Origin of the sequence: Nocardia sp. CA-084685 (assembly GCF_050955785.1) — a bacterium.
Classification (GTDB): domain Bacteria; phylum Actinomycetota; class Actinomycetes; order Mycobacteriales; family Mycobacteriaceae; genus Nocardia.
Genome location: NZ_CP192094.1, coordinates 9484225 through 9504078 on the forward strand (window position 1 = coordinate 9484225; position 19854 = coordinate 9504078).

16 protein-coding genes are annotated in these 19854 nt (G+C 65.4%); 9 read left to right on the forward strand and 7 right to left on the reverse strand.

What is annotated here, in order from left to right:
* Positions 1-73: 73 nt before the first annotated feature.
* Together ACQP2U_RS41910 and ACQP2U_RS41915 are read right to left on the reverse strand one after the other, a co-directional pair.
* A complete protein-coding gene (locus ACQP2U_RS41910) occupies positions 74-475 on the reverse strand; it encodes a DUF397 domain-containing protein (RefSeq protein ID WP_397031080.1) in 402 nt (133 codons plus the stop codon).
* The gene (locus ACQP2U_RS41915; RefSeq protein WP_397031082.1) at positions 462-1313 is read right to left on the reverse strand and encodes a Scr1 family TA system antitoxin-like transcriptional regulator; all 852 of its coding nucleotides are present in this window, start codon (positions 1311-1313) and stop codon (positions 462-464) included. Before ACQP2U_RS41915 ends, ACQP2U_RS41910 begins: the two co-directional genes overlap by 14 nt.
* Positions 1314-1445: 132 nt before the next feature.
* On the opposite strand from ACQP2U_RS41915, the gene ACQP2U_RS41920 reads away from it, so the two are divergent.
* Positions 1446-1997, forward strand: coding sequence for a hypothetical protein (locus tag ACQP2U_RS41920; protein WP_433712698.1), 552 nt, complete (start codon positions 1446-1448; stop codon positions 1995-1997).
* Here the strand turns inward: ACQP2U_RS41920 and ACQP2U_RS41925 are convergent.
* Together ACQP2U_RS41925 and ACQP2U_RS41930 are read right to left on the reverse strand one after the other, a co-directional pair.
* Complete coding sequence (locus tag ACQP2U_RS41925; protein ID WP_433712699.1) at positions 1975-2496, reverse strand: DUF4190 domain-containing protein; 522 nt, start codon at positions 2494-2496, stop codon at positions 1975-1977. The genes ACQP2U_RS41920 and ACQP2U_RS41925 overlap by 23 nt on opposite strands.
* A gap of 67 nt (positions 2497-2563) precedes the next feature.
* Positions 2564-3346, reverse strand: a complete 783-nt coding sequence (locus tag ACQP2U_RS41930; RefSeq protein WP_433716782.1) for a pirin family protein — start codon at positions 3344-3346, stop codon at positions 2564-2566.
* 294 nt (positions 3347-3640) lie between these two features.
* On the opposite strand from ACQP2U_RS41930, the gene ACQP2U_RS41935 reads away from it, so the two are divergent.
* Positions 3641-4102: an NUDIX domain-containing protein gene (locus ACQP2U_RS41935; protein ID WP_397031087.1), complete on the forward strand. Its 462-nt coding sequence runs from the start codon at positions 3641-3643 to the stop codon at positions 4100-4102.
* 875 nt (positions 4103-4977) lie between these two features.
* The gene (locus tag ACQP2U_RS41940; protein ID WP_433712701.1) at positions 4978-6330 is read left to right on the forward strand and encodes an MFS transporter; all 1353 of its coding nucleotides are present in this window, start codon (positions 4978-4980) and stop codon (positions 6328-6330) included.
* On the opposite strand, the gene ACQP2U_RS41945 is transcribed toward ACQP2U_RS41940, so the two are convergent.
* The gene (locus tag ACQP2U_RS41945) at positions 6320-6817 is read right to left on the reverse strand and encodes a hypothetical protein (RefSeq protein WP_433712702.1); all 498 of its coding nucleotides are present in this window, start codon (positions 6815-6817) and stop codon (positions 6320-6322) included. The genes ACQP2U_RS41940 and ACQP2U_RS41945 overlap by 11 nt on opposite strands.
* 104 nt (positions 6818-6921) lie before the next feature.
* Here ACQP2U_RS41945 and ACQP2U_RS41950 point away from each other — a divergent pair, with 104 nt between their 5' ends.
* The 3 genes from ACQP2U_RS41950 to ACQP2U_RS41960 all read left to right on the forward strand — a co-directional run bounded on the left by ACQP2U_RS41950 (position 6922) and on the right by ACQP2U_RS41960 (position 13243).
* On the forward strand, positions 6922-8574 hold the full coding sequence (locus tag ACQP2U_RS41950; RefSeq protein ID WP_433712703.1) for a DUF4185 domain-containing protein: 1653 nt from the start codon (positions 6922-6924) through the stop codon (positions 8572-8574).
* 84 nt (positions 8575-8658) lie between these two features.
* On the forward strand, positions 8659-12243 hold the full coding sequence (locus ACQP2U_RS41955) for a hydantoinase B/oxoprolinase family protein (protein ID WP_433712704.1): 3585 nt from the start codon (positions 8659-8661) through the stop codon (positions 12241-12243).
* Between the two features lie 88 nt (positions 12244-12331).
* Positions 12332-13243 carry an NAD-dependent epimerase/dehydratase family protein gene (locus ACQP2U_RS41960; protein WP_433712705.1) on the forward strand — a complete coding sequence of 304 codons (912 nt, stop codon included), beginning with the start codon at positions 12332-12334 and terminating at the stop codon, positions 13241-13243.
* Positions 13244-13251: 8 nt separating this feature from the next.
* Here ACQP2U_RS41960 and ACQP2U_RS41965 read toward each other — a convergent pair whose 3' ends face one another.
* Positions 13252-13416 (reverse strand): TOBE domain-containing protein, encoded by a 165-nt coding sequence (locus ACQP2U_RS41965; RefSeq protein WP_433712706.1) that lies wholly within the window; start codon positions 13414-13416, stop codon positions 13252-13254.
* 68 nt (positions 13417-13484) lie between these two features.
* On the opposite strand from ACQP2U_RS41965, the gene ACQP2U_RS41970 reads away from it, so the two are divergent.
* On the forward strand, positions 13485-14300 hold the full coding sequence (locus tag ACQP2U_RS41970) for a hypothetical protein (RefSeq protein ID WP_433712707.1): 816 nt from the start codon (positions 13485-13487) through the stop codon (positions 14298-14300).
* Between the two features lie 20 nt (positions 14301-14320).
* On the opposite strand, the gene ACQP2U_RS41975 is transcribed toward ACQP2U_RS41970, so the two are convergent.
* The gene (locus ACQP2U_RS41975) at positions 14321-15781 is read right to left on the reverse strand and encodes a CCA tRNA nucleotidyltransferase (RefSeq protein WP_433712708.1); all 1461 of its coding nucleotides are present in this window, start codon (positions 15779-15781) and stop codon (positions 14321-14323) included.
* A gap of 725 nt (positions 15782-16506) precedes the next feature.
* On the opposite strand from ACQP2U_RS41975, the gene ACQP2U_RS41980 reads away from it, so the two are divergent.
* Together ACQP2U_RS41980 and ACQP2U_RS41985 are read left to right on the forward strand one after the other, a co-directional pair.
* Positions 16507-17043 (forward strand): NUDIX hydrolase, encoded by a 537-nt coding sequence (locus ACQP2U_RS41980; RefSeq protein ID WP_062981726.1) that lies wholly within the window; start codon positions 16507-16509, stop codon positions 17041-17043.
* On the forward strand, positions 17040-19712 hold the full coding sequence (locus tag ACQP2U_RS41985; protein WP_433712710.1) for a DUF6049 family protein: 2673 nt from the start codon (positions 17040-17042) through the stop codon (positions 19710-19712). Before ACQP2U_RS41980 ends, ACQP2U_RS41985 begins: the two co-directional genes overlap by 4 nt.
* Positions 19713-19854: the final 142 nt, after the last annotated feature.

Genomic DNA, 19854 nt, shown 5'->3' on the forward strand with positions numbered 1-19854 from the left:
GAGGTTGACCCCGGCCGCGTCGGCTGGTCGTTTCGAGTGCGCTGTAAGCAGTCGCTACGGCCGGGGTAGGCGGTCAGGCGGGCAGGATGATGCGATCGAATTCGCCGTCGCGCACGCCGGCGATGAACGCATCCCACTCTTCGGGGGTGTAGGAGAGGGTGATATCGCCGTGGCGCAGGGTCGCGCTGCCATCGGCGCACGTTTGTGCGATCAGCTCGTTATGCGATCGGCCGCTGTGGAGAAGGTTGATGAACGAGGTCCAAAGGCTCGCGGTGACGGTGATGATGGGCTCTTCAGCGGTGCGGTTGGCCGGGTTGCGGCGGTATTTGCTGTCACGGATGAGCACCGCGTCACCATCGAACCGAACCTCGACGCATTGATTGCCGTTGTTCGATCGACTCGACGTGAACCAGTCAGTGAAAACCGACCGGAGGGTAGCGGTGGTGGCCATGGGCAGGATTTTACACTCGTGCATACCTGCTGATCAGGGCCAATGATGCTGCACGATTCAACGATTGTTCCAGCGCGCGAACGTAAGCGAAGCTCAAATCGCGCACCTGTTCCGGATCGTCGACCGCGCCGCCGAAGACCGCACTTTCGGCCCACGCGAAGGTCGGCAGCTGTTCACCGGCGAAGTCGATCAGATGGAAACTGGATCCGCCGAGCACCGCGCCCGCCCGCGCCGCGAACGGAATGACCCGCACCTCGATATTGTCGAGCTGCTCGATGGTCTTCGCCAGATACTCCAACTGCCCACGCAGCACCTCCGGCCCACCGGTCTGCTGCAGCAGGGTGCCCTCGCCGATGACCGCGGTCAGCTCGACCGGCCGCTTGCCGCGCAATCGCTCCTGGCGCCGCATTCGGATGGCAACCAGTTGCTCGACCTGAACCGGCCGAATCATCACATCGGCGCTGATGAGCGCTCGCGCGTAATCCTCGGACTGCAGCAAGCCAGGGAAAACCAAACTGTCGTAGCTGCGGATGCTTTGCGCGCCATACTCCATGCCATACAGCCGCTGCAGTTCCGGACCGATCAGTGCCGATGATTTGGCCCACCAGCCCCGCTGCTTACTCGCCTCGAGCAGCGTCAGCAACTCCGCGCGTTCCTCGGCATCCACCTCGAGCAATTCGAGCACCGGGCCGATGGTGTTCGTGGTGAGCACCCGTCGCCCCTTCTCGACGTGCGACCAGTTGGCGGGAGTGAAACCGACCCGCTTGGCGAAGGTGGCCGAATCGAAGCCGCGCTGTTCGCGCAATTCACGCAGGCGCAGTACCAGCTCCCAGCGAGCAACGGTTGGGGAAACGGGCGCCATGGCCGGAAATCGTACGCCGGAAATTTACTCGGCGTGTGACTATTGTCAAGGAACTTGTGCGGGTCTAGGGTCGATTTGAGCGGCAACTTTGGTTTTTACGCCGATCCACTCAGAGTCGAGGCGAGGTTCCTCATGAGTACGTCGCGAATGGAATCGGGTAGCTACCTGGCAGCCCAGGATTTCGCGGCGGCCCAGGACGCATTGGCGCGCTGTCGCCGCTATCGCAAGGACAACGGTCTCTACGGGGTCGTCGATCCGGCACTCGGGCGAATTCTGTTGGAAGTAGGCGCGGTCGGCGCGGTCGTCATGCCCGCCGAACTCGGCAAGCGGGTGCGTGCCCACCTGCTGACCACCAACGGGCGGACCGGCCCCATCATCGCGCATCCGCGCTCCAGCCGATGGTCCTTCCTGACCGGTCCGACCGATAACTCGTACCTGGATATGGCGCTGTTCCCGGAACTGTTCCGGGTCTGCGCCTCGGTGGCGCTGCCCGGCAGCCGGATCGTGCTGCCGTCGCCGACCGATGAGTTCAGCGGCTATCGGATCTGGATAGCACCGCCCGAGGGCGACTACCGCCCTGACCTCGGCGATGTCATCGCCGCCACCCGGACCTGTGCGAACAGCGGCGGACGGTCGATAGTCGAGGGCATCAAGGGCGTTGTCAAGGGGTCGGGCGCGGAGTGAGCGTCACGCTGAAGCTCTGCTCGATACTGTTCTCCCACTTGTCCCGGCACTCGTTTTGTTTGGTCTGATCGTTGCCCGCCTTCTGCAGACAGTCCAGATAGTCTTTGCCGCCGGAGTCGACGAAGAAACTCCAGCCGACAATGCTGAGCACAATCGCGGCGACCAGGGCGAGCACACCCAGGATCAAGCCGGTGACCGCCATGCCGGTGCCACCAGCAGTCCCGGAACGAATCTTGACCAGCGCGATGATGCCGAAGATCAGCGCGAGGAAGCCGAACAGATAGCCGCCGATCAGCGTCCAGCAGCTCAGAAATCCCAGGATGCCCAGCACCAGTGCGGTGATTGCCATGCCCTTGCGCTTGGGGGATTCCTGCCAATAGTTCGGCTGCCCCTGACCAGGTGGCGGCGGATACTGACCTGATGGAGGCTGCCCCTGGCCCGGTGGCGGCGGATACTGACCGGGCGGCGGATATTGGCCGGGCGGCGGATATTGCGCCATGGGACTTCCTCTCAGCCGGTGCGCTGCAGTCGTCTTCTGAGACTCCCTGGGAACTGATGCCGGCGCGCTATTGCCCGCCCAGCCGCGCGTGCATCTCCCAGACCAGGATCTCGGCGGGACCGTGGGCGGTCACCCGCTGGCCGCCCGATCTGGTCAGGCGCACGGCGTCACCCGAGTACAGCGGACCGACGCCCTCCATCTCGACCTCGCCCCTGGCGACGAAGAAATGCAGGTACGGTGCGTCGGGCAGGTCGATCGCCTGCTCGGTTTCCGAGCTACCCGCAAGCCGCGCCACATGCATCGCCGAATGGCTGCTGCCGATGGCGATCGCGGTCCGATCGTGATAGCGCGGCAGGCCGGCGGCCACGGTCACCAGGCCGCCACGCGCCAATTCATCGTCGATCTCCAGCTGCTGATATCCGGGCTCCGAGCCCGGCTCGTCGGGCACGACCCACATCTGCACGAAATGGACCGGCTGGTCGTGTTCGGTGCCGCGATCCAGGCGCCAGGAGTCGTTCTTCTCCGAATGCAGGATTCCGGTGCCCGCGCTCATCCGCTGTGCCAGACCGGGATAGATGACGCCGCTGTGCCCGAGCGAATCCTGGTGCACCAGCGAGCCGCTGAGCACCCAGGTCACGATCTCCATATCCCGGTGCGGATGGGTTTCGAAGCCCTGACCAGGGGAAACAATGTCTTCGTTATTGACGAGCAGCAGCCCGTGATGGGTGTTGTCGGGATCGTAGTGCTCCCCGAAGGAGAACGAGTGCTTCGAATCCAACCAGGACACGCGCGTTTTCATGCGATCGCCGCCGCGATGGACATCGATGTGTGGTGTCGTGAGTGTGGACATCATGGTCCTCCTCTCGGGACCGTGCACCGATCACCTTTCAGGGTAGGAGCACTTACGACGCGGTACTCCGAATTCCTAGTAAATTGTCGTGCACTCGGCATTTTACGCGAGCTGATCTTCACGAGTGACGTGCAAGGGAGTCAGGCGCGGCTGCGGGTGAATGGCAGCCGAGCAGAACCGACCGGTTAGTCGAGTCGGTGGTCGGCACGGCCCGCCACCGACGACGGGGTCTGTAGGCGCCCATGTCGGATTCGTAACATCATGTGCCACAACGGAATCGGAGGTGACGAACGGATGCGAACCGAGGTACTCGCACGCATCGAGCGGCAACTCCGCGATGCGGCGCAGCGCGACGGAATCAGCGACTTCGTCGTCGGTGTCGCGGTATTCCGCGATCGCAAACTCCTGGTAGTGCGCCGCGTACCGGACGACTACCACGGCGGCATGTACGAACTGCCCGGTGGCGGAGTCGAATCCGGGGAAACCCTGGCCGAATGCGTGGTGCGCGAACTCTTCGAGGAGACCGGGCTGCGGGTGCGCGCGATCACCGAGTTCCTCGGCGATTTCGACTACGCCACCAGGACCAAGCCCCGAGTGCGCAAGTACAGCTTCATCGTCGAGGTGGAACCAGGCGAGGTCGCCCTGGCCCCTGGCGAACACGACGCCTACGCCTGGATCGATGCCGCCACACTCGCCGATCTACCGATGGCACCGGATATGCGCGAAACAATCTCCACGCTGGTCGACTGCGTGTGATCATCCCGGCCCACCCTCACCAACCACCACCCGAGCAAGTCCTAAAAGCGACCCATTCGCGACCGTCTCACGTCCGAGCCGTCCAAGCAGATGCGACACTCTCGCCGAACTCGACCATCCAGCAAGCGCCGAACACCCCGCCACCCCCAACCTCCCGGAGCGAGATGCTTACGAGCGGCGCTCGCGGACCGTCCCGCGTCCGAGTCATCGAAGCGCATGCGCCGCAGGCGGGAATCTCGACCTTCCGGCACGCGTGCATCAAATGCCGAACCCCCCGCCATCATCGACCACCGCGGAGCGAGGGTGGTGTGTCATGGTGGAACGAGGCCGTCCTGTCTTGCCTGGAGTGTGGGCAGGGCGGCACGCACCAGCCGGACGAGATGGACAAGACAGAGACGGGTCTACTGCAACAGGCTCCTATGAAGTCACAGGCCTCGCGTCCGGTGCGTGCACGAGAGCCCCGCGGCGGACAGATTTCGCCCAAGGCACCGAGGTCAGTCTTACGAAGAGTCAGGACGACTACCGCGGGGCTCCCACACATACTCTCTGTCTTACGAGCGACCGTTCGCGGCCCGTCTCGCGGCGGAGCTGTGGTAGCGCATCCGCCCGCAGGCGCCGCACTTGACCTTCCGGGACGCGTGCATCAGGTGCCGAACGCCCCCGCCATCCCCAACCCCAACGGAGCGAGTCTTACGAGCGACCCGTTCGCGGCCCGTCTCGCGTCCGAGCCGTCGAAGCGCATGCGACGAAGTCGCCAGTCTCGACGGCTCGGACGCGAGACACAGGGGGCCGCGAACACGCCGCGCCCGCGCGGCCAAAAACACAGCACACGCCGCGCCGCAGGCGCGGCAAATCAAACACAGTAGCCTCTGGGCGTGTCTACTGGTCGGCCCGACGGCTCCACTCCTGCGGATGAGCGGCCGATTTCGCTGCAGGCGGCGCTGCGTCAGAGTCCCGGCGTATTGCGGTTGGCGCTGATCCGCTTTACCGGCCAGTTCGGCGATGGCATGTTCCAGGCGGCGCTGTCCGGTGCCATACTGTTCAACCCGGAGCGGGAGACCGATCCGCTGGCCATCGCGGGCGCGTTCGCGGTGTTGCTGCTGCCGTATTCGCTGATCGGGCCGTATGCCGGTGCGCTGCTGGACCGCTGGGATCGGCGGGCGGTGCTATTGGTCGCCAATGTGCTGCGGGCGGTGCTGATCGGTGCGGTGACTGTCGGACTGATGGCGGGCAGTACCGCGACGCCGTTGTTGTTGCTCGCCCTCGCTGTGGTGGGGGTCAGCAGGTTCGTGCTTTCAGGCGTGTCCGCGGCGCTGCCGAGGGTGCTCGATCAGCACTGGCTGGTGCCCGCGAATTCGGTGCTGGCCACGGTGGCGTCCGGATGTGCCGGTGTCGGTGCGGCCGCGGCGGTCGCGATCATCGGGTTGATCGGCGCGGGTGATTTCGCGTCGGCGGTCGCGGTGGCGATCAGTGCCGTGTGGTCGGTCTGCGGTGCGGTATTCGCGGCCGGATTCGGGGCAGGGGTACTCGGTCCGGAGCCGGGGACCGCGACGCGCGGCAGTGCTGTGCGAGCGATCGCGACGGGTCTGCGTCACGGTGCGGCCGCGGTCTGGGGAGCGGTTCAGGTCACCACCGCGATGGTCGGCATCGGCACACACCGGATCGTATTCGGCACCAATACGCTGATCATGGTGCTGGTGCTGCGGCAGGCGCCCGTCGACGGCGGCGGCGCGAATACCGGGCTGACCCGGTTCGGACTCGCGATCGGCTGCACCGCGGCGGGGATGTTGGTGGCGGCGGTGGTCGCACCGGTATTGATTCCGCGGCTCGGCCGGTCGCGCACAGTGGTGCTCGGGTTGTTGACCGCGACGGTGGTGCAGTTGGCACTGGTTACCCCGACCGCGCTCGCTTCCTCCGGAAGCGCGGCGCATCGGGCACATCAATTGCTGCTGGTCGCTGCCTTCCTGTTCGGGCTCGCGGGCCAGATCATCAAACTGACCGGCGACGCGACCATGCAGATGGATATCGACGACACCAGACGCGGTCAGGTTTTCGCCTTGCAGGACACCGTATTCAATATCGCGTTCGTGCTTGCGATCGCGCTCACCGCATTGGTGATCCCGGCCGACGGGCGCTCGATCGCAGTGGTGCTCCTCGGCGCCGGAATCTATTGCGCTGGGATCGGGGCCATCGCGTTGAACAATCGGCGCTCGCCGGTCACTGGCTGAACGGCGTTGTCGGGTAGCCGGATGCATCGACCGACCAGGTGCGGTGATCCCGTAGCGCGGCGACCTGTTCGATCGGGGCATGCGGATCCGACCAGCGCGAATCCTGCATCGGCTCATCATGATTCGGCAAGGCCGCGCCGAATTCGTCGGCGGCGAGGTGATCCGGCTCGGTGCGCTCGATCCAGGCCAGCTGTTCGCTGTTCGCATCGGCCGGGCTGCCGGTGATCTGGTGATTCCAGGTGCCGTTGCTGGAAGGGTCGGTGAAGAAATGGTCGGGTACACCGTCGTCGTCCAGATCCAGCCCAGCCACATCGGCGATTCCGGTGCTGTGTGAATCCCACAGCATGTCATCGACCAGGCCGTCGCCATCGAAGTCGAGCGCCACCGCATCGACCAGGCCCGACCCAGATAGATCCAGGTCCGCCTGACTGGCCCAGACGTGGACCGTGCCGTCACCGGTCCCGAATACGTACTCGATCTCGCTCATATCTGATTGGACGCGACTGCGCCCCATCCGGTTCCACCCTCCCCGCGACTCGGTCGGGTAAGTTGATCTCCCATCGACCCGAATCGACAGGAAGTCAACAAGGAATGGGATTTCGGCCGAGCGGTACGCATGCGTTCGCGTCGGCGGCCAAATATCCCTGTGCGCCCGTAATCCTCGGTGTAATACTCGCCGGAGCGCTGACCGTACCGGCTCCCGTCGCGCAGGCCGCGCAGCATCCGTGGGCGCCGCCGCCGGTGAACAGTTGTGGCGAGATCGGATTCGACCCGTTGAACCGGGCACCGGACCCCAACGCACCGCCGCCTCCGCCACTGCCCGAGTTGCCGCCACAGATCGATATACCGGTGCCGATTCCCGAGATCACGCCGGTCCCCGTCCCCGATCCGCCGCCGGACAACACTCGGATCGATCCGGAGCCACTACCACCGGACCCGTGTCGCAACCCGTGCCCGGATATTCGAGACACGTCGAAACCGCCGGACCCCGCCACAGAACCGAAACCGTCCGATCCCGCCACGGAGACGGAACCGGAAGTCGCGCCCGACACCGGCTCGAGTTCCGGCTCAGGCTCAGGCTCAGGATCGAGTTCGGGTTCCGGCGCGCTCCGCCTGCCGCGCATAGAGTTCCGCCCGGAGATCGAACCCGTTCCGATCCCGGTGCCCGGCCCCGATGGAATCGAGCCGCAACCCGCGCCGCCGCCGATCGTGCACCCGGCCGAGCCCGGACCGCTGACCGCCGCCATCGCCCCGCCGCTGGTGGAGTCGGTGGAGTTGGTCGGTCAGGTGACCGGGCACGGTTCGGCGAACCGCACCGATATGCGCTGGCAGGTCGATGGCACCGATCTCGGCATCATGTGGGAGAACAAACCGGGCGAGGTCGCCGTGGCCTTCGGCGACACCTTCGGCGAGGGCTGGGAAAGTGGCGGTGTCGGCGGTCCGGACTGGCGCAGCAATGTGCTCGGCTACAGCACCGACCGTGACCTCTCCGATGGCCTCGACATCGACACCATGGTGCAGGACAGCCGGTGTCACGCCACCGAGCTGCTGTCCAGCCGCAAGATCAAGAACTGGGAGACGACCACCATCCCGACCTCCGGGTTCGCGATCGGACAGCGCCAGTTCATGAGTTATATGTCGGTCAACCACTGGAGTCGAATCCCCGGCATGTGGTCGACCAATTACGGCGGCCTCGCCTACTCCAACGACAACGGCCGCACCTGGGTCAAGGATCAGCACGCCAGGTGGGACAACTTCTTCGGGCTCGGCCGGTTCCAGGTGACGGCGATGGTGCCGCAGGGCGATTACGTCTACATGTTCGGCACGCCCAACGGCCGGGTCGGCGTCATCGGCCTGGCGAGGGTGCCGAAGACCGAGGTGCTGAACAAGACAGCTTACCAGTACTGGGTTGGTGGAACCTGGGCCCCCGCGGCCGAAAACCAGGCAACGCCTTTGGTTCTCGGTATGGCCAGCGAACTATCGGTGCGCTTCGACAAGGTCACCCGGCAATGGCAGATGGTCTATCTGGATTCGGCGCGCGGTGCGATCGTGCTGCGCACCGCGGCGAGCCCACAGGGCAGCTGGACCGATGGTGTCCAGTTGGTCTCCACCGACGACTATCCGAAGGCCTACGGCGGCTTCATCCATCCGTGGTCGACGAGCGAGGATCTGTACTTCACCATCTCGGCTTGGGATAGCTACAACGTGTATCTCATGCACGCGAAACTCGATCCGCCGCACTGATCGCGCTCGAATCGGGCCGACCGCAATTCGGTATGGTGCGGATGTGATCGACCAGCGCATACGCATTCCGCACGGGTGGCTCCGGTGACGAGCGAGACACCGGGCTGGCAATTCTGGATCGATCGAGGCGGCACCTTCACCGATGTCGTGGCCCGCCGACCCGACGGCAAGCTCGTCACGCACAAGCTGCTCTCGGAGAATCCGGCGCGCTATGCCGATTCCGCGGTGGCGGGCATTCGCGAAATCCTTGCCGACGCGAAGGGCTCCGCCGGGATCGATGCCGTCCGGATGGGCACAACGGTCGCGACCAACGCGCTGCTCGAGCGCAAAGGCGAACGCACCGTGCTGGTCATCACGCGCGGCTTCCGCGATGCACTGCGTATCGCCTATCAGAACCGTCCGCGGATCTTCGCGCGCGAGATCGTGCTGCCGGAGTTGTTGTATGAGCATGTGCTCGAGGTGGACGAGCGCGTCACGGCGGACGGCACCGTACTGAACCCGCCGAATCTGGACGCGCTCGTCGCCGAATTGAAGCCGCTGTACGACAGTGGTATTCGCGCGGTCGCCATCGTCTGCATGCATTCGCATCTGTATCCCGAGCACGAACAGGCGATCGGCCGGGTCGCCCGCGATATCGGCTTTCCGCAGGTCTCGCTGTCCAGCGAGGTGAGCCCGCTGATGAAGCTGGTGCCGCGCGGTGACACGGCGGTGGTGGACGCCTATCTCTCACCGGTACTGCGTCGGTATGTCCAGCAGGTCGCCGACCAGCTCACCGGTGTGCGGCTGATGTTCATGCAGTCCAATGGCGGACTCACCGAGGCCGGGCAGTTCCGCGGTAAGGATGCCATCCTGTCCGGTCCGGCGGGCGGCATCGTCGGCATGGTTCGGATGTCCGAACTCGCCGGATTCGACCGCGTCATCGGCTTCGATATGGGTGGTACATCCACGGACGTATCGCATTTCGCGGGTGAGTACGAGCGGGTGTTCATCACACAGATCGCCGGTGTCCGGTTGCGCGCGCCGATGCTCGATATCCATACCGTCGCGGCGGGTGGCGGTTCGATCCTGCACTTCGACGGCAGCCGCTACCGCGTCGGACCCGATTCCGCCGGGGCGGCACCGGGACCGGCCTGCTATCGCGGCGGCGGACCGCTGACCGTCACCGACGCCAATGTGATGCTCGGCCGAATCCAATCCGCGCATTTTCCACGAGTTTTCGGCCCCGACGGCAACGAACCGCTCGATGACGTGCTGGTACGCAACCGATTCGCGGAACTGGCCGCCGAAATCGCGCAGAGCACCGGTGACGATCGCACACCGGAGCAGGTCGCCGAGGGCTATCTCGACATCGCGGTGGCCAATATCGCCGCCGCCATCAAGCGGATCTCGGTGCAGAAGGGCCACGATGTGACCCGGTACGCGCTGACCACTTTCGGCGGTGCGGGTGGCCAACTCGCCTGTAAGGTGGCCGATTCCCTCGGCATTCGCACGGTTGTGGTGCCGCCCATGGCCGGTGTGCTCTCCGCCCTCGGCATCGGTCTCGCGGATACCACGGCTATGCGCGAGCGGTCGGTGGAGTTGCCGCTGCGCGAGGAGTCGATGGAGCGTGTCATCGAGATCGCCGATGACCTGGAGGCCATCGCGCGCGCCGAACTACTGGGTGAGGACGTACCCGCGCATCGGGTGCGCATCGTGCGCCGTGCCCAATTGCGCTACGACGGCACCGACACCACGCTCACCGTCGAACTCACCGAACCGCCACAGATGGCAACGGATTTCGTCGAACGTCATCGCGGCACCTACTCCTTCGTGCTGGACCGCCCGATCGTGATCGAGGCGCTTTCGGTCGAGGCGACCGGACTCACCGAACCGCCCGATCTCGCCGACCTCGCCGGGCCGCGCGCGGTCACTGGCGAGCCGGAGTCGGTGTGGCTGCATACCGGTGGCGCTCGGCGCGAGGTATTCCTTTATCGGCGTGCGGAATTGGTGCCGGAGAAGGCGGTGCGCGGACCCGCGATCATCACCGAGGCCAACTCCACCACGGTCGTCGACGATGGTTGGCAGGCCGTGGTGAACGACCTCGGCCATCTGATCATGGAACGGGTCGCAGCCGTGGCGGGACCGGAGGCGGGAACCGAAGCGGATCCGGTGCTGCTGGAGGTCTTCAACAATCTGTTCATGTCCATCGCCGAGCAGATGGGGGCACGGCTGGAGTCGACCGCACAGTCGGTCAATATCAAAGAGCGCCTGGACTTCTCGTGCGCACTCTTCGATCCCGACGGCAATCTCGTCGCCAATGCACCGCATATTCCGGTGCATCTCGGATCGATGGGCACCAGTGTCAAGGAGGTCATCCGGCGCAGGCAGGCCGGGGGCATGTGTCCCGGCGACACCTATGCGGTCAATGATCCCTATCACGGCGGCACCCATCTGCCCGATATCACGGTGATCACGCCGGTATTCGATACCGCGGGCACCGAGATCCTCTTCTACGTCGCCGCACGCGGTCATCACGCCGAGATCGGCGGTATCGCGCCCGGCTCGATGCCCGCCAACAGCCGTCGCATCGAGGAGGAGGGCATCATCTTCGATAACTGGCTGCTGGTTGAGGACGGGCGGTTCCGGGAGGACGAGACGCTGCGGCTACTCACCGAAGCGCCGTATCCCTCCCGTAATCCGGCCACTAACCTCGCCGATCTGCGGGCCCAGATCGCCGCCAATGCCAAGGGTGTCGAAGAAGTCCGGAAGATGATCGAGCACTTCGGACTCGATGTCGTCGAGGCGTATATGCGGCATGTGCAGGACAACGCGGAGGAATCGGTGCGGCGCGTCATCGATGCGCTCGACGACGGCGAATACGCCTATGAGACCGATCTGGGTGCGACCATTCATGTTCGGGTCACGGTGGATCGGGAAAACCGTAGCGCCACCATTGATTTCACTGGTACCTCGGCACAGCTCGAAGGTAACTTCAACGCGCCCTACGCCGTTGCGAATGCCGCCGTCCTGTATGTCTTCCGCACGCTGGTCGCCGACGATATTCCGCTCAACGACGGCTGCCTGCGCCCGCTGCGGATCATCGTGCCGCCCGGTTCGATGCTCGCACCCGAACCGCCCGCCGCGGTCGTCGCGGGCAATGTCGAGACCTCCCAGGCGATTACCGGCGCGCTGTACGCGGCACTCGGGGTGCAGGCCGAGGGTTCGGGCACGATGAACAACATCACCTTCGGCAACGATCGCAACCAGTACTACGAGACGATCGGATCCGGCTCCGGTGCGGGCGACGGCTTCGACGGCGCGCCGGTGGTCCAGACCCATATGACCAACTCCCGGCTCACCGATCCAGAAGTGCTGGAGTGGCGACTGCCGGTGCTGCTCGAGGAGTTCTCGGTGCGGACCGGTAGCGGGGGCTCCGGGCGATGGCGCGGCGGTGACGGGGCGGTGCGTCGACTGCGGTTCACCGAAGCGGTGACGGTCTCGACGCTGTCGAGTCACCGCCGGGTGCCGCCGTACGGTATGGCCGGAGGCGCGCCAGGTGGCCTCGGCCGAAACCGGATCGAGCGTGCCGATGGCACGGTGCATGACCTGCGCGGTGCCGATTCGGCGCAGCTCGAACCCGGAGACGTGCTGGTCATCGAGACGCCTGGCGGGGGAGGGTACGGGAAGTGACCACGTTCGTGGTCGTCTCCTGGCATGCTCTCCGGAGTGAGGTAGCTCACATTCGAGTGTGTCACGTCGGAAGGAGCTCAGCTGTCTGATGGACATGAACGACACCAAGAACGTCTTGCTGGCCGGGGCGAGCGGAGTACTCGGCGGCCACATCACCACCGCGCTGCGGCAGTCCGGCTACACCGTGATTTCGCTGTCCCGCGGCGCTGGGGCCGATATCCAGGCCGATCTGATGAATCGCGACCAGTTGCTGCGCGCGGTCGAGGGCCGCACTATCGACACCGTGGTGCACGCGGCGACCGCGCTGCGTAAGGCGCCCATGCGGCACAAGGATATGTACGCGACCAATGCGCTGCGGATCACCGGCACCGCCAACCTGCTGGAGGCCGCACGCGCCGTCGGCGCTCGGCGGGTTATCGCCGAATCCATGGTCTTCGGATACGGCTACGGCGATTTCGGCGACCACGTGGTCACCGAGAACGACACCTTCGCGCCCACCGGTGACAAGGCGTTGGAACCCCACCTCGAAGGAATGCGGGTCAAGGAAGAGCTGATGCTGAATGTCGATGGGATCGAAGGCATCTCATTGCGCTACGGCCTTTTCTACGGCGCGGGCGGCACGGAGGCCATTGTCGAGATGCTGCGCAAACGCCAGCTGCCGGTGGTGAAAGATCATGGGCGGGTGCTGCCATGGGTCAACCTGGCCGATGCGGGCGCGGCCGTGGCGCTGGCCGTCGAAGGTGGAAAGCCCGGTGCCGCATACAACATCGTGGACGACGCCCCGCTCAGCTTCAGCGGACACGTCCAATTGGTCGCCGAAACCTTCGGCACGCCAAAGCCATTCACGGTACCTGCCTGGATGATGCGGCCGATGTCATATGCCTACCGCATGACGCAGGCAAACATGCGAGCATCCAACGCCAAGGCGAAGGCGGAACTCGGTTGGACACCGCGCTACCCGTCCTGCGCCGACGGCCTGCGCGCCTTGGCGGCCGACTAGCACAGCGATCAGCAGGGATAGACCTGGACTTCCGCCGCCTCGACCGCGAAGTACACCGAGCGGCCGGGAGCCAGGTCGAGTTCGGCGACAGCCCCGGGGGTGATGTCGGCGTGATCCGTGTATACAGATGAAATCGCCGCCAGCCCGAGGCGCGTCATTCCGTGGATACGCACAATTGCTCACTTCGTCACAGCCGCGTCCGTGGTCGAGCGCGCCGAGGCCAAGTACGCTCGGACCAATCATGGCCGCGTACTTCGATCCGACGTCATGGTCACCGATGCGGGCCGTCGACATGGGTAAACGCCTCTTCGATCAATCACTACTCGAACAGTGGATCGCCTACACCACCGCCTGGGTGGATCCGTTGGCCGATTTCGGCGCGGGCACGGTGACCGCACTCATGCCGGACGTGCTGATGACCGTGCTCAGTGAGGGCATTCTGAGCCGTTTCGGCGGCCAGGAGGTCAGCGCCACCCTGCTCGGCCACGATCTGGACGCGACCCTGCAGGTGCTCAAGGTGCGCAGGCGCGGTGCGCATTTTCAGACCAAAACCGTGCTGTCCCGGCTGCGCTGGGACGATCACCCGATCGAACAGGTCACCGTGATCGCGCACGGCGTTCGGCTGGTGCCCGGCGTGCCGACCAAGGCGCGGGTGCAGCAGCTGGATCTGAACGGGACTGTCACCACCGCGGCGCTGGTGGGCTGGCTCGACACCCAGCAGCCCGATTGGAAACTCGACGTCGACCCGAGCGGATTGATCCAGGCGAAACATCGAAGGCGTCCGATCAGCGCGCTGGTGGACGCGCAGGTGCGTGACAACCTGCTGACCGTCGATATCCACCAGGCGAACTGGTTGGGCATCAGGATCCCGCGCAAGCTGGTGACCGCACCGGCCGCCCTGCTGGATCGGCTACCGAATGACGCGCGCATCGTGCACGCCACCCGCGAGGGCGATCTGGTCCGATTCCGTGTGGAGCTGCCGGGAATCACCGGATCGTTCGATCTGGCTCAGATCCGCTCGGCCATCGTGGCGGGCACCACGCTGATCATCTTCTGATCGAGGCGGCGAATCCAGGTTCAGACCTGGGCTTTCCACCATTCCAGCAGCGCGGCCTCGGCCTCATCCCTGCTGAGCGGGCCGCGGTCGAGGCGCAATTCCTTGAGGTACCGCCAGGCTTTGCCGACCTCGGGACCAGCGGGAATGCCGAGAAGTTCCATGATCGCGGTGCCGTCGAGGTCCGGACGCACCCGATCCAGATCCTCCTGCTCCTGCAGTCTGGCGATCCGCGTCTCCAGCTCGTCATAGGTGGCGCGCAGAGCCGCGGCGCGTCGCTTATTGCGGGTGGTGCAGTCGGCGCGGACCAGTTTGTGCAGCCGAGGTAGCAGCTCGGCGGCATCGGTGACGTACCGGCGCACCGCCGAATCGGTCCACTGTCCCTTGCCGTAGCCATGAAAACGCAAGTGTAGGAACACCAGTCGCGCCACGTCCTCGGTGAACTGCTTGGGATATTTGAGCGCACGCATCCTTTTGCGCACCATTTTCGCGCCGACCACCTCGTGGTGATGGAAGCTGACCCCGCCGCCCGGTTCATTGCGCTTGGTATCGGGCTTGCCGATATCGTGCAGCAGCGCGGCCCAGCGCAACACCAGATCCGGATCGCCTTCCTCCAGATCGATGGCCTGCTGCAACACGGTCAGCGAATGCCAGTAGACATCCTTGTGCTGGTGGTGTTCATCGATCTCCAGCTTCATCGCGGGCACTTCGGGCAGCACCAGCTGGGCAAGCCCGGTCTCGCACATGACATTGATGCCGTCGATCGGATGCTCGGAGGCGATGAGCTTATCCAGCTCGGTGCGCACCCGTTCCGCGGTGATCCGCTCGATCTCGCCCGCCATCTCGACTATCGCTGCCCGCACCCGCGGCTCCAATTCGAATCCGAGCTGCGCGACGAACCGCGCCGCCCGCAGCATCCGCAGCGGATCGTCGTGGAATGAATCCTGCGGCGCAGCAGGCGTATCCAGCATTCCGGCGAGCAGCGCATCCATTCCGCCGAGCGGATCGACGAATTCCAGCGACCCATCGGCACCGATCTTCACCGCCATCGCATTGACCGTGAAATCGCGCCGCACCAGATCGCCCTCGAGCGAATCACCAAAGGTCACCTCGGGATTGCGCGACACCCGGTCATAGGTATCGCTGCGGAAGGTGGTGATCTCCAGCTGCTGATCGCCCTTCGACGCACTCACCGTGCCGAATGCGAACCCGCCGGTATCCCATAGATGATCAGCCCACCCGCGCAACAACTCCTGCACCTGTTCGGGCCTGGCATCGGTGGTGAAATCCAGATCCGTCCCCAACCGCCCGAGCACCGCATCGCGCACACTGCCCCCGACCAGGTAAAGCTCATACCCCCGCGCGGCGAACAACTCACCGAGCGGGGTCAACACGTCGGACAACCGTCCCAGCGTGACCGCGGCCGCGGCCAGCAATCGGGTACGTCGATCCAACGCTGCATCCTCGGACTTGGGCGAAACCACGAAGCAGCAGCTTACCGAGCGCGCACAACCGATATTCCAGCGCAACCCACGCAGCGCGCAGATATATGAGGCCAGACGCATCCGGTGCGTCGGAGGCCCCGAGTCGTCGACATCCAACACCTCCTCGGACACGAACACTCAGGTCGCGACCTCGGCACCCACGCAACTCCAAAGGAGCGAGTCCTACGAGCGAGGAGTTGGCGGCCCGTCTCGCGGCCGAGTAGCCGAAGCGCAGGCGAGGAAGTCGCGAGTCTCGACCGCTGAGGCTGCATACATCCGGCGCCGAAACCATCCGCACTTCGGTGACCATCACGGAGCGATGTCCGGTGCGTGCACGAGGGCCCCGCGGCGGACCGACCGACCGATGTCGCCCAAGACACCGAGGTCAGTCTTACGAAGAGTCAGGACGACCGCCGCGGGCTCTCACCCATACTCTCTTACGAGCGACCGTTCGCGGCCCGTCTCGCCGAGGGGCGAAGCGCAGGCAACGAAGTCGCGAGTCTCGGCCGCTGAGGCTGCGTACATCCGGCGCCGAAACGATCCGCACTTCGGTGACTACCACGGAGCTGTCTTACGAGCGAGGAGTTGGCGGCCCGTATCGCGGGCCGAGTCGTCGAAGCGCATGCGCCGCAGGCGCGAGTCTCGACGGCTCGGCCGCGAGACAGAAGGGGGCCGCCAACACGCCGCGCCGGAGGCGCGGCAATTCAGCACAGTAGGATTGCGTGGTGTCTCCGGCCGATCGCGCGAACAGTCGACGCCGCCAGCCCCGGCGCCGCGGTTCGGCCGCCAACGCGGCGAAACCTCGCATGCGCACGGTACGGGAAACCTCGGCGGGTGGACTCGTGGTCGACGGGTTGGACGGACCGAGCGATAAACGCAGTGCGGCGCTGATCGGGCGGACCGATCGGCGTGGCAGACTGCTGTGGTCGCTGCCCAAGGGACATATCGAAGAGGGGGAGACGCCCGAGCAGACCGCGATCCGGGAAGTCGCCGAGGAGACCGGAATCAATGGGATAGTGGTCGCCGAACTCGGCAGCATTGATTACTGGTTCGTCACCGAGGGTCGCCGGGTACACAAGACCGTGCATCATTATCTGCTGCGTTCCATCGGTGGTGAGCTCTCCGATGCCGACGTCGAGGTCACCCAGGTGGCGTGGGTTCCGTTGAGCGAATTGGATTCTCGGCTCGCCTATGCCGATGAGCGGCGCTTGGCCGAAGTGGCGAATCGGATGATCGACCGGATGGAGACCGGCAAGAGATGACCCAGACTTTCCGGCATCGCGCAGCGATTCCGTGGGGGGTGGTGGTCGGGCGACGGGTGGGCCTGTTGCGGATCATCGCTGCGGTCCTGACCATTCTCGGGTCGGCACCGGCGGTTCCGGTATTGCTCGCCCAGCCCGCCGCCGCCCAGCCGACGACGCCCAATAGTTCGTCGTCGCCGAAATTCCTGAAGCTCACCCTGGATTCGGTGAATCCGTCCGCGGTGACCACCACCAGCGATCCGATGTTGACGGTCGCGGGCACCGTCACCAATATCGGCGATCGGGTGGTGCAGGATGTCAGCGTCCGCATCCAGCGGGCCGCCGCGGTGTCGACACCGAGTGCGTTGCGCTCCACCTTGCGCTTGGACCAGGTCAATTACGACGTGACCGGTCCGTTCGAAGATGTCGCCGATCGATTGAGTCCCGGCCAGCGCAAACAGTTCACGATCAGCATCGCGTTGCGCTCGAACGGCGGTACGCCCGCGCTAGATATCAGCAAGCCCGGTATTTATCCGCTGCTACTGAATGTCAATGGTGAACCGGCCTACGGTACCCAGGCCCGCCTCGACGACGCACGGTTCCTCCTGCCGGTGCTCGGCGTTCCGCCGGCGGTCGACATCACCTCTCCGGTGCCCGCCACGCCCGATACCCCGGTGGCGACGACACTGTTGTGGCCGCTAGCCGACCGCCCGCGGCTGGTCGCCGGTGTGACCGGCCCGCTCAATGGGAAGGCCGAGCTCACTGATGATGAACTGGCCGCATCGCTGGGCAAAGGCGGGCGGCTGGATCAATTGCTCGGGGCGCTGGAATCGGTGCTCGGCACCAATCCGGCCAGTCGCGATCGCACGCTGACCTCGGCCGTCTGCGTCGCGGTCGATCCCGATCTACTGATCACCGCGCAGGTGATGACCAAGGGTTATCGCGTACTCGCCAGCCCGTCCGATCCGGACGGTGCGACCAGGGCGGGCACCGGCGCCGACCAAGCCCAGACCTGGCTGGACCGGCTGCGCGCGGTCGCCGCATCGACCTGTACGGTCGCGCTGCCGTTCGCGCAGGTCGATCTCACGGCACTGGCCGCGGTCGGCGATCCCGAGCTGTCCACTCGGGCGCTGAACGACCCCGCCGATATCGTCGATTCCATCCTGGCCACCAAATCGGTGCGCGGGGTGAGCGTGCCGGATTCCGGCAGTATCGATGAGAGCGCGGGAATGTTGTTGCGCGGCCACGGTTTCGGGACCGCCGTAGTGGCCGATAGTGCCGCCGTCCCGCTCGGCACCGCCGGCACCTCGACGGATTCGGAGCCGATCACCACCGGACGCGGCGGTAATCAGAGCACCGCCAACCAGACCAGTTCTGCTCAGCCGGTGCCGGAGACGAGCACGCCCGATGTGGTCCGGCTCGCCCAGATCGCCCCGGTGCCCGTCACGCCGGAGCCGACACTGGAACCGCAGTCCAGCGCGTCACCGAGCACATCCGCACCCACCACGAGCGCGGCGCCCGCCAGCACCCAGGCTCCGCCCGCGAATCCGCCCGCCGATCCGGCATTGCATGCGGCGACCTTCGATATCTGGTCCGCGACCGCCCTCGCCGCCGTTGGCTCCAACCCGCCCACCCCGTCATTCACCCCCGCACGCGTGCGCTACGAAGTGACCAACGACTCCCGGATGGCTCGTCTGCAGGATGCACTCGGCGCCATCACTTGGTCCGCGCTGAACCCGGAACCGAGCCGCCCGCGCTCGCTCTTGCTGGTGCCGCCGCAGCAGTGGAGCGCGAACCGGGAAGAGGCCACCGCGATCCTCGAGCAGGTCGACCTGCTGCTGCGCAATAATCTGGCGACCCCTCGCACGCTCGCCGAGCTGGTCGCCGAACCGCCCGACGCACAGCCGCACGAACCCGACTATCTGCCGCAAGCCGCCCATGACGCGGTACCGGACCGTTTCGTGTTCCCGGTCCGCGTACAGGGTCATCGGATCACCGATCTCATGCGCTCGCTCGTCGAGGTGCCCGAGAACGAGCCGACGCCGAACCAATATCTGACCCCGCTGCGCGACGATCTGCTGCGCGTACTGACCCTCTCGGACCGGCGCTCCGGCGATTCCGCACAGCCGGATACCTATGCCCAGCGCCGACTCGACCAGACGACACGCACGCTGGACCGGCTCTATGGTTCGGTCACCGTGCTGCCGCCAGGCGGGGTGTACACCTTGGCCTCCGAACAGAGCCCATTGCTCTTGGTCGCACGCAACGATCTGCCGGTCGCCATTCGGGTCCGGTTCCGGATCGAGGCGCCGACGGAGACGAAGATCACCGATCCGGGTGAGGAGACGCTGCCACCGACCGGGAGCCGGTCGTTCCAGATCCCGACCGAGGTCACCGATAGCCGTAACCTGGTCATTCCGATCTCCCTTACCACGTCCGACGGTGTCGCACTCGGCAGTCCCACCTCGGTCTCGGTGCGTTCCAACGCTTACGGTCAGACCTTGGCAATAATTACGGCGTGTGCCGGAATACTGCTGTTCCTGTTGGCCGGGCGCCGGTTGTGGCGTCGGTTCCGAGGACAGCCGGATCCGGCCGACGAGGGTTTCGATCCGGGCACCCGACGCCGGGTCAATCGGTACCGACGGGCGCGGATGCGCGTACAGCAGCGGGAGCAGCAGGAGGCGGGATGAGGACGAGGACACCTCGCTCGTACCCGGCTGTCGTCGCTGTGCTCATTCGACCGACCTGTAGGCCCTCGGTTGCCGCCGATCGGTGCCGACCCCGCACCGCGCATGGCATCGTGGAGGACAATCGGGTAACACCCTGGGCGTC